The organism is Parasphingorhabdus sp. SCSIO 66989 (genome assembly GCF_032852305.1).
GTDB lineage: Bacteria > Pseudomonadota > Alphaproteobacteria > Sphingomonadales > Sphingomonadaceae > Alterisphingorhabdus > Alterisphingorhabdus coralli.
In genome coordinates this window covers 607,489-623,010 of the sequence record NZ_CP136594.1, presented here as the reverse complement: position 1 = coordinate 623,010, position 15,522 = coordinate 607,489, and the positions used below count along the sequence as shown (strand labels likewise).

General features: G+C 58.2%; 12 protein-coding genes. 8 read left to right on the top strand and 4 right to left on the bottom strand.

All coding sequences use genetic code 11. The features are described from left to right. The first annotated feature begins 34 nt into the window (after positions 1-34). From metK to RB602_RS02805, 3 genes are all read left to right on the top strand, one after another. Positions 35-1,261: a methionine adenosyltransferase gene (gene metK / locus RB602_RS02815; protein WP_317082761.1), complete on the top strand. Its 1,227-nt coding sequence runs from the start codon at positions 35-37 to the stop codon at positions 1,259-1,261. 33 nt (positions 1,262-1,294) lie between these two features. Continuing rightward, on the top strand, positions 1,295-2,023 hold the full coding sequence (gene trmB, locus RB602_RS02810; protein ID WP_317082760.1) for a tRNA (guanine(46)-N(7))-methyltransferase TrmB: 729 nt from the start codon (positions 1,295-1,297) through the stop codon (positions 2,021-2,023). A gap of 75 nt (positions 2,024-2,098) precedes the next feature. Beyond that, positions 2,099-4,165: a GAF domain-containing hybrid sensor histidine kinase/response regulator gene (locus RB602_RS02805; protein WP_317082758.1), complete on the top strand. Its 2,067-nt coding sequence runs from the start codon at positions 2,099-2,101 to the stop codon at positions 4,163-4,165. A gap of 200 nt (positions 4,166-4,365) precedes the next feature. Here the strand turns inward: RB602_RS02805 and RB602_RS02800 are convergent, their stop codons facing one another. Further along, positions 4,366-6,654 (bottom strand): NADP-dependent malic enzyme, encoded by a 2,289-nt coding sequence (locus RB602_RS02800; RefSeq protein ID WP_317082756.1) that lies wholly within the window; start codon positions 6,652-6,654, stop codon positions 4,366-4,368. Positions 6,655-6,862: 208 nt separating this feature from the next. Between RB602_RS02800 and mutS the strand changes: the two genes are divergently transcribed. Then, positions 6,863-9,487 (top strand): DNA mismatch repair protein MutS, encoded by a 2,625-nt coding sequence (gene mutS, locus RB602_RS02795; RefSeq protein WP_317082755.1) that lies wholly within the window; start codon positions 6,863-6,865, stop codon positions 9,485-9,487. A 5-nt stretch (positions 9,488-9,492) separates the two neighbouring features. On the opposite strand, the gene RB602_RS02790 is transcribed toward mutS, so the two are convergent. Continuing rightward, entirely contained in the window at positions 9,493-9,870 is a 378-nt protein-coding gene (locus RB602_RS02790; RefSeq protein WP_317082754.1) for a hypothetical protein, read from the bottom strand. A gap of 17 nt (positions 9,871-9,887) precedes the next feature. Continuing rightward, positions 9,888-10,778, bottom strand: a complete 891-nt coding sequence (locus RB602_RS02785; protein ID WP_317082752.1) for a phytanoyl-CoA dioxygenase family protein — start codon at positions 10,776-10,778, stop codon at positions 9,888-9,890. 110 nt (positions 10,779-10,888) lie between these two features. On the opposite strand from RB602_RS02785, the gene RB602_RS02780 reads away from it, so the two are divergent. Together RB602_RS02780 and RB602_RS02775 are read left to right on the top strand one after the other, a co-directional pair. Beyond that, positions 10,889-11,500 carry a TetR/AcrR family transcriptional regulator gene (locus RB602_RS02780; protein WP_317082751.1) on the top strand — a complete coding sequence of 204 codons (612 nt, stop codon included), beginning with the start codon at positions 10,889-10,891 and terminating at the stop codon, positions 11,498-11,500. A gap of 90 nt (positions 11,501-11,590) precedes the next feature. Further along, positions 11,591-12,220, top strand: a complete 630-nt coding sequence (locus RB602_RS02775; RefSeq protein WP_317082749.1) for a hypothetical protein — start codon at positions 11,591-11,593, stop codon at positions 12,218-12,220. A gap of 13 nt (positions 12,221-12,233) precedes the next feature. On the opposite strand, the gene RB602_RS02770 is transcribed toward RB602_RS02775, so the two are convergent. Continuing rightward, positions 12,234-13,472 carry a NupC/NupG family nucleoside CNT transporter gene (locus tag RB602_RS02770; RefSeq protein ID WP_317082748.1) on the bottom strand — a complete coding sequence of 413 codons (1,239 nt, stop codon included), beginning with the start codon at positions 13,470-13,472 and terminating at the stop codon, positions 12,234-12,236. Positions 13,473-13,661: 189 nt separating this feature from the next. Between RB602_RS02770 and RB602_RS02765 the strand changes: the two genes are divergently transcribed. Then, the gene (locus RB602_RS02765; RefSeq protein WP_317082746.1) at positions 13,662-14,354 is read left to right on the top strand and encodes a queuosine precursor transporter; all 693 of its coding nucleotides are present in this window, start codon (positions 13,662-13,664) and stop codon (positions 14,352-14,354) included. Then, the gene (argB, locus tag RB602_RS02760) at positions 14,344-15,249 is read left to right on the top strand and encodes an acetylglutamate kinase (RefSeq protein ID WP_317082744.1); all 906 of its coding nucleotides are present in this window, start codon (positions 14,344-14,346) and stop codon (positions 15,247-15,249) included. Before RB602_RS02765 ends, argB begins: the two co-directional genes overlap by 11 nt. Positions 15,250-15,522: the final 273 nt, after the last annotated feature.

Sequence of the window (15,522 nt, the reverse complement as noted above, 5' to 3'; positions counted from 1 at the left end):
CCCACTTTACGGGCGTTGAAAGGCACATAACTTCATGCGCAACAGCTATCTCTTCACCTCCGAATCCGTCTCTGAAGGCCATCCCGACAAGGTTGCCGATCAAATTTCCGACGCCATTGTCGATCTGTTTCTCTCCAAAGACCCGGAGGCGCGTGTCGCCTGTGAAACGCTGACCACCACCCAGCGCGTGGTGCTGGCAGGTGAAATTCGCGGCAATGGCATTATGAACAACCAGGGCGAATGGGAAGATGGCGTACAGCAGGAAATTGAAGATGCGGTGCGCCAGACGGTCAAGGAAATCGGCTATGAGCAGGATGGTTTCCATTGGGAAACGCTGACCTTTGAGAACCATTTGCACGGCCAGTCCGCCGAGATCGCCCAAGGCGTTGATGCGGGCGAAGACAAGGATGAAGGTGCAGGCGATCAGGGTATCATGTTCGGCTATGCCACCGATGAAACCCCCGACCTGATGCCGGCGACACTTGACTATAGCCACAAGATTCTCGAGCGGTTGGCTGCTGACCGCAAATCGGGCGTGGCACCGTTTCTTGAGCCCGACAGCAAGAGCCAGGTCACGCTGCGCTATGTCGACGGCAAGCCGGTCGAATGCACCGCATTGGTGGTGTCAACCCAGCACGCGCCGGACTATTATTACTACAAGGGCGAAGGCGACGAGACAAAATATGCCGAGCTGCGGGACCATGTGCTGACTGTAGCGCGTGAAGTCATGCCCGATGGTTTTGTAACCGATGCCACCACCATCCATGTGAACCCGACCGGCCGCTTCGAGATTGGCGGCCCTGATGGGGATGCTGGTGTAACCGGGCGCAAGATTATCGTCGATACCTATGGTGGCGCCTCGCCCCATGGCGGCGGTGCTTTCAGTGGCAAAGACCCGACCAAGGTCGACCGCTCAGCCGCTTATATCACCCGCTATCTGGCGAAGAATGTTGTCGCTGCCGGTCTCGCCAAACGCTGCACCATTCAGCTTTCCTATGCCATCGGCATCGCCGAGCCGCTTTCGGTCTATGTTGATCTTCACGGCACCGCCGCAAATGGCGTGGATGAGGCCAAACTGGAGGCAGTGCTGCCCAAGCTGGTGCGCCTGACGCCGCGCGGCATCCGCGAGCATCTCGGCCTCAATGCGCCGATCTACAAGCCTTCTGCCGCCTATGGCCATTTTGGCCGCACCCCGGATGGCCAGCATTTCCCCTGGGAAAAGACCGATCTAGTGGACCAGCTCAAAGCAGCCATGGCTTGAACCAAAGCCCCGGTTGCGGCTAACGCGCCGGATATGAGCGAGAACAGCCAGAATAAAGATGATGGTCTCAGCGCCGACCCGCACCGTGACCCCAGCACCATAAGGCGGCTTTATGGCCGCACCCAGGGGCATAAGCTGCGCCCGGGGCAGCAGCAGCTTGTCGATGAGCTGCTGCCGGTGCTGTCGCTGCCCGAAGAAGGGCCGGTCAGCGGCAAGGCACTGTTCGGTGATGACCGGCCTCTGCATTTCGAGATCGGTTTTGGCGCAGGCGAGCATCTCGCCTATCGCGCCGACTTGCTGCCCGATCATGGCTTTATTGGCGCCGAGCCTTTCGTCAATGGCGTGGTGGGCGCGTTACAGCATATCCGCAATGACCGCCTGACCAATGTGCGTTTGCATATGGGCAATGCGCTTGATGCGCTTGAGCGGATACCCGATGGAGCCTTGCGCTTTGTCTATCTGCTCCATCCCGACCCATGGCCCAAGGCGCGCCATGCCAAAAGGCGGATGATGAACCATGGCCCGCTCGACCTGATTGCGGCCAAGCTCCAACCGGGCGGTGAGTTCCGCTTTGGCACTGACCATCCGGTTTATCTGCGCCATGCGATGATGGTGATGCGCCAGCGTCGGGATTTTCAGTGGCTTTGCGACAGCCCCAGCGACTTTATAAAGCGCCCCGGCGGCTGGCCGGAAACCCGCTATGAAGCCAAGGCGCGGCGCAAGGGGCATGAGGTGTGGTATTTCCGTTACCAGCGGCGTTAGTTTCTATTACCTCATCTTTAGAGCCTGTTTCTATGCCGCTTGCCTATAATGGCTGGCATCCTCTATTGTAGCTTAATGGCTCTCTCCCCGGACCTCAGCTTTCTTACTCCCGATGCATTGCAAGACGATGAGCCAAAGCGGCTGGCTGCGTTGCAAAGCTATAATATTCTCGGCAGTCCACCTGAACGGATGTTTGATGATCTGATTGATCTGGCCCGGCTGATAGTCGATGTGCCTATCGCCTATATCTCGCTGATTGACAGCGACCGGCAATGGTTCAAGACGGCGCAAGGACTGGAGGTGCAGGAGACACCGCGCGATATCGCGTTTTGCGACCATGCGATCCGCAAAAAGGATGTCATGGTGGTGCTCGACGCGCATCAGGACCCGCGTTTTCGCGATAGCCCTTTGGTCACTGGCCCGCCCTATATCCGCTTCTATGCCGGCGCTCCCATCATTACACCCGATGGCTATGCTGTTGGCACTATCTGCCTTTCCGATACCAAGCCGCATCCCGATTTTAGCGGCACGGAAGAACTGGCCGCACTGGCGCGGCAGGCGGCGGCATTGCTGGAACTGCGTCGTTCGCTCAGCCAGCAAGCGGTGGCGGCGCGCATGGCGACCGACCAGCGCGACCGGCTTTGGGACAATTCGCTTGATATGATGCTGATATCGCGGCCCGATGGCCAGATCATCGCGGGCAATCCCGCTTGGGAGGCGACGTTCGGACCAATAGGCGATAATGGCGGTGCCAATTTTGTCGATTTTCTCGCCCCCAGCGAAGAGCGCATCCCTCCGCCGATGGTCAATGGCCAGAAGGATATCCAGGTCGAGCATGAGATGGTCAACCAGAATGGCGAGACCGTCTATGCTAGCTGGAATCTGGCGCGCGAGGATGACATGATTTTCGGCATCGCCCGCGACATCACCCGCGCCCGCGAGGCCGAAGCGCAGCTGGTGCATGTCCAGCGAATGGAGTCGGTCGGCCAGCTAACCGGCGGCATCGCGCATGATTTCAACAATTTGCTGACTATCGTCTTGGGCAATCTCGATATTGCCGAACGGCGGCTTGGCAAGGATGAGACCCAGCGTGCTCTCGCCGCGATCACCAATGCGCGGGGTGGAGCCAACCGCGCTGCCAATCTGACTCAGCGTTTGCTCGCCTTTGCCCGCCGACAATCACTAAGCCCGGTGCAGATCAATGCGGGCGAGTTGCTCGATGGGTTAATGCCTTTGGCGCGGCAAGCACTGCATGGCGGGATCAAGCTGACGCTGCAAATCGCCGAAACTCTGCCCTCTATCTGTATCGACCCTGGTCAATTGGAAAACGCGATCCTCAATCTGATCGTCAATGCCCGCGATGCGATGGTGGAAAATGACCAGCAGACTGGCGAGATTGCGCTGCACGCCAATGAATATCATCTTTCTCAAGAAGACGCTGAGACGGTTTCGGCCAATGCCAGCGCAGGCCATTGGCTGCGGCTGTGCGTTTCGGACAACGGCTCGGGGATAGAACCCGATATTGCCGAACGCATTTTCGAGCCATTTTTTACCACCAAGCCTTCAGGGAAAGGCACCGGGCTGGGGTTGAGTCAGGTGCATGGTTTTATTGCGCAATCGGGTGGGTTTGTGACGCTGAAAACGGAAATAGGCAGCGGCACCACCATTTCCCTGTGGTTGCCTGTGGATGAAGGTGAGGCTCAGTCCGTCGAGCGGCAAAGTGACAGCACCAATGACAATGCACCAGCGGTCTCACAGCAGCAATCACACCATATCCTGCTGGTTGAGGATAATGAGGCGGTTCGGGCGCATGTCGCTGAACTGCTTGAGGAAGAGGGCTATGATGTCATCAGCCTTGTCGATGGTCAGGCGGCGGTGGAACATCTGCAAAGCCAAGCCCGCAAACCTGACTTGCTGCTCAGCGATATCATGATGCCCAATCTCGACGGCCATGGCCTCGCCAGCTGGGTGCATGACTATTATGGCGATGTGCCGATCATATTGATGACCGGCTATGCCGGCGGCGAGATGCCCAGCGACAGCCCGCATGAGGCGCTGATTACCAAGCCTTTCTCACCGCAGGATTTGCTGGATGCGATTGGCAACGCATTGCAGCCGGTAAAGGCTAAGGCGGCGGTATAAACGCTATGCTTGCATCCTTCGTCATCCCCGCGCAGGCGGGGATAGGGCTCTTCTGAATGGCAGAATTTCTCACGCGGAGACGCGAAGGCGCGGAGAAGTGATATCGCACTCTCCGCGCCTTCGCGTCTCCGCGTGATATAACAAGCCCTGGCCCCGCCTACGCGGGGCCGACAAAAAGGGTATGTTTGCTCAATATTTGGCTAGCTAACAACACCCGCCGAAGCCAGCACTGCCAGCGTCACCAATTCGGACGCAGTCGATGACATAGTCGCAATCTGCACCGGCTTCTCCAGACCCAACAGCATAGGACCGATGACTGAATCGCCGCCCAGCTCACGGAGCAGCTTTGCCGAGAGATTGGCCGATTGCAGGCCCGGCATGATCAGCACATTGGCCGGACCGGACAAACGGCAGAACGGGTAGTTCGCCATCAGCGCCGGGTTAAGCGCTACATCGGGGGCCATCTCGCCTTCATATTCAAAACGCGGCGGGCGTTGATCGAGAAGTGTCACCGCACCCCGAATATTCTCCAGCCATTTGCCCGGAGGATTGCCAAAGGTGGAATAGCTCAAAAACGCGACACGCGGGGTATGGCCCAAACGGCGTGCGACCGCAGCGGTCTGCTCGGCAATCGTCGCCAGCGCCTCGGAGCTTGGGCGCTCATTGATGGTGGTGTCGGCGAGGAAGGTGGTGTGGCTCTGTCCAACCATCACGTGAATACCAAAGGGCAGTTGCTCCTCGCGCGGGTCAAGCACCCGCCGGACCTCGCGGATCGATTGGGCAAAGGTGCGCGTTACACCGGTGATCATCGCATCGGCCTCGCCCAATTGCAGCAGCGTGGCGCTGAAGATGTTACGATCCTGATTGACCATGCGCTGAATATCACGGCGCAGATAACCGCGCCGTTGCAGCCGCTCATACAGCATGTCCACCATTCGCGGGACGAGCGGCGAATTGGCGCTGTTATAGATTTCAAAATCGTCGGGGTTTTCAACCCCCATATCCTTCAGGCCCTGCTTCACCTTCTTGTCACGCCCGACCAGAACCGGAATGCCATAACCACCTTCGCGGAACTGGATAGCCGCGCGCAAGACAACCTCTTCCTCGGCTTCGGCAAAAACGACGCGCTTGGGATTATCACGCGCGCTATCATAGACTTGGGTCAACACCGCTGTTGTCGGGTTCAGCCGTGCCTTAAGCTCCTGGCGATAGGCGTCCATATCCTCAATCTGCTTTTGCGCGACGCCGCTGTCCATCGCCGCCTTGGCGACCGCGGCAGAAACCACTTCCATCAACCGCGGATCAAAAGGTGCCGGGATGATATAGTCCTCGCCAAAGGTCTTGGTCTCACCACCATAGGCGGCGGCCACCTCTTCCGGCACTTGCTGGCGCGCCAGCTCGGCAATCGCAGCAGCGGCGGCGACTTTCATTTCATCATTAATCCGCGTTGCCTGCACATCCAGTGCGCCGCGGAAGATGAACGGGAAACCGAGAACATTATTCACCTGATTGGGATAGTCCGAACGGCCAGTGGCGATAATCGCATCGGGCCGTGCCTCTTTGCACACCGGCGGGGAGATTTCCGGATCGGGATTGGCCATGGCAAAGATGATCGGCTTGTCCGCCATGTCTTTGACCATTTCCGGCTTGAGCGCCCCTGCTGCCGACAGGCCCAGAAACACATCAGCACCTTTCAGCGCTTCGGTGAGCGTGCGGCAATCAGTCTCGACAGCATGTGCCGATTTCCATTGATCCATCTTCTCGGGACGGCCTTTATAGATCACACCGGAGCGATCACACATGATCACATTGCCATGCGGCACACCCATGGCCTTGATCAGCTCGGTACAGGCAATCGCCGCAGCACCCGCGCCATTGACCACTACTTTGATGTCTTCAATTTTGCGATCAGTCAGCAGACACGCATTGATAACTCCGGCTGCAGTGATGATAGCCGTGCCATGCTGGTCATCATGGAAAACCGGAATGTTCATCCGCTCACGCAGCGTCTGCTCGATAATGAAACAGGCGGGCGCGGCAATATCTTCGAGATTGATGCCGCCAAAGCTTGGTTCGAGCAGCTCGACAGCCTCGATAAAGCGGTCGACATCTTCGGTCTTCACCTCGATATCGATCGAATCAACATCGGCAAAGCGTTTGAACAGAACAGCCTTGCCTTCCATCACCGGCTTGGACGCCAGCGCGCCGAGATTGCCTAGGCCCAGAATAGCGGTACCATTGGAGATTACCGCAACCAGATTGCCCTTGGCAGTATAATCATATGCCGCTGCAGGATCGGCAGCGATGGCCTTGACCGGAACCGCAACACCGGGGGAATAGGCAAGGCTCAGATCACGCTGCGTCGCCATCGGCTTGGAGGCGACAATCTCGATTTTGCCGGGGCGACCATAGGAGTGAAAATGCAGTGCCTCGCGCTCAAAATGCAAGGGTTCACGATCTGGAAAATCTACGCCGTCCCGGTCTGCCATAATGGTTCCACTTCCTTGCGCACAATCTGTTGTTCCTTTGAGCGCCCCTACAGCGTTTCAGACGGCCAGGGCAAGCCATGATCGTCATTTCGGACAATGAAAATACGCTAGTGCTGCCTTGGCTAACTGGACCACAATCCACAGCTGTTATGGTATCGCCTGATCAAGCTCTTTAATCCCTTCAGCCGAGCCGCTATCGCTTGTCACCATGGCGTCCGCAGCATCCCCCCAGGCCAAGGCAAAAAAGACCGGTAAGTCCGGGCCAACGCCGATGATGGTGCAATATCTCGCGCTCAAGGAACAGGCGGGGGATTGCCTGCTCTTTTATCGCATGGGCGATTTTTTCGAGCTGTTTTTCGAGGATGCCAAGAAGGCAGCCGCGACGCTCGATATTGCGCTCACCAGCCGCGGCGAGCATGAGGGCGAGCCAGTGGCGATGTGCGGTGTTCCCGTGCATGCGGCAGAGGCCTATCTGGCAAGGCTGATCAAGGCCGGGCACAAGGTCGCCATAGCCGAGCAGACCGAAACCCCCGCCGAAGCCAAAGCGCGCGGTTCCAAGGCGCTGGTGGCGCGCGATATTATCCGGTTCGTGACCGCAGGGACGCTGACCGAAGATACACTGCTCGATGCGCGTGCCGACAATATCCTCGCCGCCATCGCCGAGGTGCGCGGCGAGATCGCTATTGCCAGCGCCGATATTTCCAGCGGGGTTTTTCGGGTCGAAACTGTCGAGGCAGCAGCACTGGATGCGACATTAGCACGGCTTGATCCGGGAGAGATTCTGGTCTCGCCACATGGACCGAAGGCGCAGAGCGGTTGGGAAACGCGTCCAGCCGAAGATTTTGACAGCGAGGCGGCGCGTAGCGAACTGACCGCACGCTTCGGCAATCTTGACCCGAATTTCAGCCGCGCCGAATTGGCAGCTTTGGGCGGCATATTGAGCTATCTTGGTCATGTCGGGCGCGGCAGTGAAGCATTCCTTACCACCCCCGAGCGGCGCGAGACGCAGGCCTTTCTCGCCATGGATGCCGCGACACGGCAGAGCCTCGAGATTACCGCCAGCGTTTCGGGAAGCCGCACGCTCAGCCTGCTCGGCACGATTGATCGGACGGTGACCGGCGCCGGGGCACGACAGCTTGCGCGCGATCTTGCCGCACCACTTTGCGCTATCTCGTCGATTACCGCGCGCCATGATGCCGTGGCGTGGCTTTATGAGGATGCCCTGCTGCGCGATACGCTGATCGATGACCTCAAAGCCATTCCCGATATTGGCCGCGCGCTCGGGCGCATTGTCGCCGGGCGCGGCAGTCCGCGTGACCTTGGTCAGATTCGTGATGGCCTTAATGGCGCACGATTGCTGCGCGAGAGGCTGGGCGAAACGCCTGATCTGCCGCCGCTGATTGATGGGCTGCTACCCGATATGAGCGGCCATGGCGCACTCACCGATCTTCTCGATAGGGCGCTGATCGAAAGCCCGCCGACCGAGCGCAGCAAGGGTGGTTATATCGCCACAGGCTATGACGCGGCGCTGGATGATCTGCGCAACACCAGCCGCAATGCGCGACAGGCTATCGCCGCGCTGGAAGCGCGCTATCGTGGTGACACCGGTATCGATAGCCTGAAGATCAAGCATAATGGCGTTCTCGGCTATTTTATCGAGGTGCCGCCGCGCCATGCCGACCCGCTTATGGCGGCAGAGTCCGGCTTTACCCATCGCCAGACGCTGGCCAATGCGGTGCGATTCAACGCCCCTGCGCTGCATGATGAGGCGCTGCGGATCACCGAGGCAGGTGGTCGTGCATTGCTAGCCGAAGAAGCGCATTTTGAAGAACTCACTGGCGCGGTGAGTCAGCCAGCCAGCGCCATCGCTGCAACCGCCGACGCGCTGGCACGGATTGATGTGACGCTGAGCCATGCCCGCTATGCCGCCGAGCATGGCTGGGCGCGGCCGGAAATGACCGAGGGCTATGAACTCACCATCACCGCCGGGCGGCATCCGGTGGTCGAGGCAGCGCTGGCAAAGCAGGGTGAGGCCTTTGTCGCCAATGGCGTCGCACTGGATGACAGCGAGCGTGTCTGGCTGGTCTCAGGCCCGAATATGGGCGGTAAATCGACCTTTCTGCGGCAAAATGCGCTGATCGTTATTCTCGCCCAATCGGGTGGCTTCGTCCCTGCCGCGAGCGCCACTATCGGCATTGTCGACAGGTTGTTCAGCCGCGTCGGTGCCTCGGACAATCTGGCACGCGGCCAATCGACCTTCATGGTCGAGATGGTCGAGACCGCCGCCATCCTCAACGCCGCCACCGAGCGCAGCTTTGTCATTCTCGATGAAGTCGGGCGCGGCACCTCGACCTATGACGGGCTGGCTCTGGCCTGGGCCGTGGTCGAGGCAGTACATGAAGTCAATCGCTGCCGCTGTCTCTTCGCCACCCATTATCATGAGTTGACACGCCTTGCCGAAACGCTCGACGCGCTCACCCTGCACCATGTCCGCGCCCGCGAATGGCAGGGCGATCTGGTGCTGCTGCACGAAGTCGCCAGCGGCCCGGCAGATCGCAGCTATGGCCTGTCCGTCGCCAAACTGGCAGGTGTTCCGCAAAATGTCCTGACCCGCGCAAAAGCGATACTCGACAAACTCGAAGAAGGCCGCGCCGCGACCGGCGGATTGGCGGCAGGGCTGGGTGATTTACCGCTATTCGCTGCCATGGCCGATGCACCGGAACCGGAAACAGACGCTTTGCGCGAGGCGCTAGAAGCGGTGGATGTCGATGCGCTTAGCCCAAGGGAAGCGTTGGACAGGCTTTATGCGTTAAAGGCCCTGCTCGGCGATTAAGACTATTATGCGTGTGGCCGGAACACCGTCGGCAACAATGCGAAAACCAACTGCCCGGCCAGCCCGACTGCGCCATGCGCGGTCATCAGCTTTTCCATCCAGCTGGCCAGCGATCCGCCGTTGAGAAATGTGAGGATGATCTCCAGCAGCATCAACAGGCCAAAAGCCAGCGCTCCCGTGATCAGCCGCTCGGTGACACGCCGCAATTGATAGCGGTTGACATAGAGCCGCGCGAAAAACGCGCTCGCTGCCAGTATAACAGGCAGTTCTAGCAGCACTGCACCCATTTCGCCCATTGCCGGGACAAGCACCAGCATCCGCAATACGCCAAGGAGAAAGCCGATGGCGAAGACCGTCAGGGTATAGAGCGTGGCTGCGGTCACAACCCTGCGCATGGCTACTATTTCTGCGCTTCCAGTACCTTCTCCGGGTGCATGCCATCGACATAGCCCATAAATGGCTTGTGGATACTATAGCCGAGCAGATCGCGCACGCGTTGCGGATATTGTGCTACCATCTCTTTCGGCACCGCCAGCAACTGCTGCTCCAGCGGGCGGCACCAGCCGGTGCAGAATTGCGGGGTGACGATCAGGCGCGGCGCATCGCTCACATTGGCGCCGCCGCGATGCCATAAGGTGCCTTTGGCAATCATCAGTGAGCCGGCGGGCATAGTGGCCTTGATCGCCTGCGCGCTATTGCCGCGCTCTTCTTTGGTCTCATCATAGGTGCCGGTGACAAAATCCTCAGCAGTGTTGGCGCCTTCGGGCTGTTCATTGCCCCATTTGTGGCTGCCGGGGATAATCTCGGTCGCGCCATTCTCCTCGGTTGTGTCGCTGATCGACCAGAAGGTCGACATGCTCAAGGGTGGACGTGGTCGCGGCAGTTGGCAATGGCTGTCATCAAAATGCCAAGGCTGTGGCGTCTCGCCGGGCAGCAGGTTGATCGCGAGGCATGCATAAAGCAGCATGGTCTCACCCAGCTCACGATCACCAAAAGCCAGTTGTAGCGGATGGCTAATGAGATCGGCAAAGACCGGGTCTTTAGCGAGCATCGCGTAAACGCGGTTCGATTTCTCACCCTCAAAAGTGTTGCGCCCGCGAACATCGGCACCGATCCAGGGTTCCAGTGCTGCGCGTTGTTCTTCCACTTCTTCCGGCGAAAGGGCATTTTCAAAGATGATATAGCCCTCATCCTGAAACTGCTGCCAACATTCCTCAAAGCTGCGCCCATTGAGATAACGGCTAAGGTCTTCTGAGGCGGGTGCGGGGGCGATCTTGGGTTCGAAATTCATTGCATCTCTCCACGAATCAATTCTGGAAATGGGATAATCATTTTTTGAATTGAATTCAATTCAAAAAATGATTAGTGTTAGAGGCTGATAATTTTGCCAAGGGTGAAGCGATGGCTGAGAGCACAAAAACCAAAGAGAAACCGGATCGCAAAGTGCTCAAGGCGGCGCGGATATTGGCTGCGGCTGAGCGGCTATTGCGCGAGGGCGATGGCGAGCTGGAAATGAGTCAGGTCGCCAGCGAAGCAGGTGTTTCGGTCGGCCTCGCTTATCATTATTTCGGTTCCAAATCGGGCATGCTGGGCGCGATCATCCATGCCTTTTATGATCGCTATAATGCGGTGGTGAACCGGTATATTGACCCCGATATCACCTGGGCAGTGCGTGAGCGGGATCGGCTGAGTGCTGCTGTCGAGTTTCTCTATACCGATCCGATGGCGCCAATAATCCTCGGTCGTATGGTGCACACCAGCCAAGTTGCCGCGATTGAAGCAGCTCGCCATGAAGAGATGGTCGAGATGGCGGCACGCAATGTCGCATCAGGTATCAAGCGCGGCGATATCGGCAGGCATATCGACCCTGCCATTGCCGGTGCCACCATTGTTGGCGGAATGCACAGCGCGATCATTCACGCCATGGGGATGACACCGCGGCCAGAGCCGGCGCAGCTCAGCCATCAGATATGGGGCATGATTACCGGTGCGCTCGATCTGGAGCGTCGATAGGCGTTAGCGCAGCCTTTGCGGCACCTGGCCCATTGACATCCGCGCATTTTGCACCTGTATTACTTTGTAAAAATGTATGTGGGGCGCATTATGGATTCTCAACTGGTTTTTGGTTCTGCTGCGGCACTGCTTTTGCTTTCAGCATGCTCGGACAATGATAATCAGCAACAGCAATATCCGCAAAACGCACAATATGCCCCCAATCAGGGTTATGGCCCTGCCCGGGTTGGCCCGCAGAATAATCAGGGGCAAAGATATGCCGTAGTGCCGCGACAACCCTATGCGCCGGTTGAACCACCGCCCCCTAACTATGGTCCCGCAATTGAAGATGTGCTGATGCAGGATGATCGCATTGGCCAGACCGGCGCGATCGACCGCAACCGCGTCAACCGCATGCGCGCCATCAGCCTCAATAACACCCCTTCGGATTTTCGGGTCGCCTTTCTCGACCATATCTTCGCCTGGGAGCGCAGAGTAAAAGCCGAAGAAGCGCTAAAGGCGCTGGACAATAAGGACCCAAGCAGCGTGATCATTGGCGGCATCATCTGCGAAGCCCTTGATTGCAGCAAGAACCCGCTGGACAGCCATAGCGAGGCTTATGAGCGGGTTGACCGCGAAATCGCAATCGCGCGTGACGAGGTCAGCTCTACATGGCGAAATGTGCAGCGCGTCGCCGTCTCACATGGTGCCGATCTCAACCGGGCGATTCCAAGCCAGTAAGTAACCCCTGCGCCTAACCCAGGGACAGAAACAGTCCAGCCAGCGCGGCGCTCATCAGATTCGCGAGTGATCCGGCGGCCATCGCCTTGAGTCCAAGCCGGGCGATCATGGGGCGTTGCGTAGGCGCCAGTCCGCCAGTGACCGCCATCTGAATCGCAATAGATAGGAGATTAGCAAAACCGCATAGCGAGAATGTGACAATGGCAACAGTGAGCTCCGATAGCTCGCTCTGGGTGCGACCCAGAATATCAAAAGCGACAAATTCATTGACGATCACTTTGGTGCCGAACAGTCCGCCTGCGGTCAGCGCTTCATCCCAAGGCACGCCGAGCAAATACATGATCGGCGCAAACACATAGCCGACAATCTGCTGAAAGCTGAGATCAGGATAGCCGAACCAGCCGCCTATGCCTCCCAATATGCCGTTGGCGAGCGCCACCAGCGCGACAAACACCAGAACCATGGCACCTACCGCAACCGCCAGCTTGACCCCGGTTTGCGCGCCCATGCTGGCGGCCATGATGATATTGACCGGCTTTTCTTCCTCATAATCGACATCCAGCGCCAAAGGCGGCGCGTCTTCGAGGTCTTTGGGATCGTCGGGCATGATAATCTTGGCCATCACGATGCCGCCAGGGGCCGACATAAAGGCGGCGGCAAGCAGATAATCGATACGAATGCCTAGCGAGGCATAAGCGGCCAATATTGTACCGGCGACGCCGGCCATGCCGACGCTCATCACCGTGAATAGCTGGGCCGGGGTGAGTGCCGCCAGATAGGGACGGATGACCAATGGAGATTCCGACTGGCCGACAAAGATATTCGCCGCCGCGCATAGCGATTCGACCTTGGAAATGCCGGTGACCTTCTCAATCGCGCCGCCCACCCATTTGATGACGAACTGCATGATCTTGAGATAATAGAGGATCGACACCAAAGCCGAGAAAAAGATGATGACTGGCAGGGCTGAAATGGCAAAGCTGGTCCCACCCAATTCTGGTGATGCCAGTGGACCGAAAATCAGCTTTGTGCCTTCTGATGCATAGCCCAAAAGCTGCGACACGCCATCGGCCATCCCTTGGATGATGCTCTTACCAATGGGGACATAAAGGACCAGCAACGCAATACTGGCCTGAAGCGCAAAGGCGGCGCCCACCACGCGCAACCGGATAAAGCGGCGATTGCTCGATAGCAGCAGCGCAATGCTCAAAATCAGGGCCATCCCGGCCAGCGAGAGCAATGGTCCTGTCATGCGTGATTATCCCCTTGGCAGATGCGCCCGGGGCTTAGCGTTAGCGGCAAAGCGGCGCGGTGGGAAGCACCTGCCCTGGTTAATTCGCAGCGAAAACCAGCTTTTACCTCGGTTACGGGTCAAAGCGCGGCATGGCACGATAGCGACTAACCCCTTCCCCAAGCGCGAAAAAGCCGATAACGCGCTGTCATGAATGACCATGCAACCATAGAAGCGCCTACCACATCTCCTGACAGTCAGACGGAGACAGAACAGCAAAGCGGCATCCCGCGCTCGCTTTTTGCCTTTTCGGTCTTTTATGGCGGTATGGTGTGCATTGCAGGGGTTCTCGCCAATAAACAGGTGGCGATTGGGCCGCTGGAAGTGGAGGCGGGTATTTTCGCCTTTATCATATTGGTGATGCTCTCCAGCGCGGTGGCAGAACTGCATGGGCGGGCCGCAGCCAATCGGCTGGTCGCCTTCGGCTTTGCACCATTGGTCTTCTCGATATTGCTGGCGCTGTTCGTGCTGGCGCTTCCGGCGGCGCAGAATGATCCGGCAAGACTTGATGCGTTTAACACCATCATGCTGGCAACGCCGCGTATCTGGTTAGCCGGCATTGCCGCCTATGGCGTCGGCCAGTTCCTCAATGTCTATCTCTTCTCCAAGCTTACGGCTGCGACCGGCCAATGGATTGCCTTGCGCGGCGTGATCGCCGGAGTGCTGTCCCAATTGGTGGATACCGTGATCTTTATTACCGGCTCCTTTTATGGTGAATTCCCGATTATGGACCTGCTGATCGGCCAATCCATCGCCAAGGTGGTGTTGGCCATGGTTGTGGTGCCGGTATTGATCGTCTTTATTGTCCGTTTCGGCAGATGGATTGACCGCCATGACCCATAATTTTCAACATGACCCCGCCCTGCTCGCCAAGGCCGAGACACTGACCGAGGCGCTTCCCTATTTGCAGCGCTATGCCGGCGAGACCTTTGTCGTCAAATATGGCGGCCATGCCATGGGCGATCCAGCGCTGGCCAAGGCCTTTGCCGAGAATGTGGTTCTGCTCAAAGCCGTCGGCATCAACCCGGTCGTGGTCCATGGTGGTGGCCCGCAAATCGGCGCGATGCTGGCGCGAGTCGGGGTGGAAAGCACCTTTGTCGATGGTCTGCGCGTTACCGACAAGGCAACAGCAGAAATTGCCGAAATGGTCCTCTCCGGCGCAATCAACAAAGAGCTGGTCAGCTGGATCAGCGATGCCGGAGGCCGTGCCATCGGGATTAGCGGCAAGGACGGCAATTTCGTCCGCGCCCGCAAGATGCGCCGCACCAAGCGCGACCCGGAGAGCAATATCGAGCGGATTATTGATCTTGGCTTTGTTGGCGAGCCACAGCGCGTCGACCCCGATGTCCTGGAACCGCTGAGCAATGCCGGAATGATCCCAGTGATTGCGCCCATCGGCATCGGTGAGGACGGGCAGACCTATAATATCAATGCCGACACCATGGCCGGTGCGATTGCCGCTGCTCTGGATGCGGCACGGTTGTTTCTGCTCACCGATGTACCCGGCGTGCTGGATGCGGAAGGCACACTGATCCCCGAGCTTGATCTGGAAGCCATTGCGCGATTGACCGATAAGGGCGTCATCAGCGGCGGCATGATCCCCAAGCTGGAAACCTGCACCCGCGCGGTCGAAAATGGCGTCGATGCCGCGGTCATTCTCGACGGGCGTGTGCCGCATGCCATGCTGTTGGAATTCTTCACCGAACAGGGCGTCGGCACGCTGGTACGCGAGGGGTAACCCCATCCGAGCCCATTTTCCGTCGTCATTGCGAGCAAAGCGAAGCAATCCAGGGCGTCTTGCGTTGCTCTGGATTGCCGCGTCGCTACGCTCCTCGCAATGACGAGATAGTATATAGAGTTGCCCAACTGTCGCTCCGCCAAGACGATAGCTCGTCCCGTAATCTCCAGCGGAGCCGAAGGTGAAGGGGAGGGAGACTGATGTCGCCGGTCGAAAAAACTGCGGAACGATATTGCACCTTAATGGATGCATGTCTAAAGAGTATTAATAGGG